Source organism: Anaerobiospirillum succiniciproducens DSM 6400 (genome assembly GCF_000482845.1).
Lineage (GTDB): Bacteria > Pseudomonadota > Gammaproteobacteria > Enterobacterales > Succinivibrionaceae > Anaerobiospirillum > Anaerobiospirillum succiniciproducens.
Genome location: NZ_AXWV01000134.1, coordinates 1 through 2,139 on the forward strand (window position 1 = coordinate 1; position 2,139 = coordinate 2,139).

Consider the following 2,139-nt stretch of genomic DNA (forward strand, 5'->3'; position numbering starts at 1 on the left):
AATTAGATTTTTAAAGAGCATCCCCAAGGCTAGCTCGGGTAAAATGGCATTAAAGCAAAAATGTGAACTAAAGCATCTTTGCCGTTTCGCCATATAGTTTTCTTTCCTGCCAATTGCATTCAAACAATCAGTTAGCATACTATTTTAATTGCTTTACTTAGCACATAAAAATGTCCTTTGCCAATAGAGGACGTTTTAAGCACTATTTTCGCTATGGAGCTAAAGGCCTTGTTAGATATTAATAAGCAGCTGCTAATAAGACGTTTGTCAAACGAAGGTCTATCTCAGCGGGAAATTGCTAAACAAACTGGCATATCTAGAACAACAATTCGCTCATACATCTCTGATCCCGAGCGAGGGAAAGTTTTAACCAGACAAAAATCTAAAACCCCTCGCCGCATCTCTGTCATGACGCAGGGAAACCAAGAGATGCTAAAAAATGACTACATTAAGTCTGGATATAACAGCGTTATTCTAAGTAAATTCTTATATGAAGAACCTGCTAAATATGGTCTTCCTGAAGGCTTCAATCTGCATGTCAGATCCATTAGACGATACATGAATAGTATTGTCGAGAAGCCAAGGAAAACTACGTATAAGGTTATTAATAGATTTGAAGTAGAGGTCGGTCAGCAACTTCAAATAGATTTTACCCATGGAAAATATTTTTTCGATGGTGATAAAAACGCGAGCAGTATTCTGATTTTTGAAGCTGTTTATACTTGGTCTCACAAGCAATTCTTCTGGATATGCCCAGATATGTCACAAGCATCTTGGCTTCGTGCGATCTCAGAATGTCTTCTTAATTTTGGGATCCCAAGGGAGATCCTCTGTGACAATGATAAATCGCTAGTTTTGTCTAATGATGGGCCTAATAAGGTCAGGTTTCATCCAGATTTTCTATTTTTCTGCAAGCACTTTGGCATATCTCCCAGAGCATGCAAGCCACGCAGACCACAAACTAAAGGAGCAGTTGAAAGAGCAGGATATTACTTAAAGAAAACAGGCTTTAGATGGGCAAGCATTAAATACCCACACATCAAATCGGTTGAGGAGCTTAACAGCGCCATTCAAGAGTGGACGCGGACATTTTCCGATGTCGATAGATCGTTTGATTCAATGATCGACAAAGTTCAAAAGCTTAGAACGCCTAAAGAGCTGTACGAATATGAAAAAAAGTTCTTGAGCTTTGTAGACAGAGAGAAATTCACCATACCACTGTCATGCAAAATGTTGAGAGTTAAAGAGGATGGTGAGCTTCATGTCCATGGCCATGCTATAAGGCTACCCGCTAAGTATGCATCTAAGAGCGTACTTGTTGTGGTGTGTGCTAATGGTGAGTTCCGAATTTCAAATAGTCTTGGTGATACCTTAGCCGAAGGTTACTTTACCAAAGATCAGCTATCTAGATATAGCATTGATGCTGAGGCTGAGGCTGAGGCTGAGGAAGCTATAAATAAGCCATCCGAGAATAATGACACGAAGCAAAGTACTAAAAACGATTACGATGAGTTCTTTGCTGAGTATGACTTAAATAACGATGACTTTTAAGGAAGTCCATATGGAAAATAAACAATTATTGTTTGATATACACGAAACGGAACAAAATCGTGTATCAACTAATGATGAACCAGCGAAGAAATGCAGTGGTTCAACATCTGAGCTCAATGATAAGCTATCTCATCTTGAGGTGTTGGAAATGCTAGCACCGCCTCCTAGAGAAAGCCTTGATTCTAACTCAGATGAAAGCCTAACTGAGATTACCGAATGTGCTGAGTACGAAGACATTCAAATTGAAGAGCTGCTAGATGAGGGTAATACACCAGAAAAAGAGGGCAACGAAGAGAAAATCTATGGTCCTGACCCAATTGTTTGGACACTTGAAAAAGCCCTTACCATGCTTAAGCTCAGCAAATATGGTCCAATCATTGACGAGTTCATTATGGATCAGAGTAACCACAAACTTGATAAAGTTGAATTCTTAGAACAAGGTATTTGTGCTTTAGCGAAAGAAAAATGGGAAATCGCCTACAAGGACAGGCTGATAAAGGCTACTTTTCCTGATTGCTATGAGCTTGAAAGCTATGATGCTCGTTATGCTCCATGTGCACCAGAAATCATAAAGTATTTTTTCAAGTG

At 39.3% G+C, this 2,139-nt stretch carries 2 protein-coding genes; both read left to right on the forward strand.

The features are described 5' to 3' along the window. The first annotated feature begins 228 nt into the window (after positions 1-228). A complete protein-coding gene (istA, locus tag H524_RS0111825; RefSeq protein ID WP_169726157.1) occupies positions 229-1,551 on the forward strand; it encodes an IS21 family transposase in 1,323 nt (440 codons plus the stop codon). Between the two features lie 10 nt (positions 1,552-1,561). After that, positions 1,562-2,139 (forward strand): hypothetical protein (locus tag H524_RS15760; protein WP_044122300.1); only part of this gene is annotated, 578 nt, incomplete at its 3' end.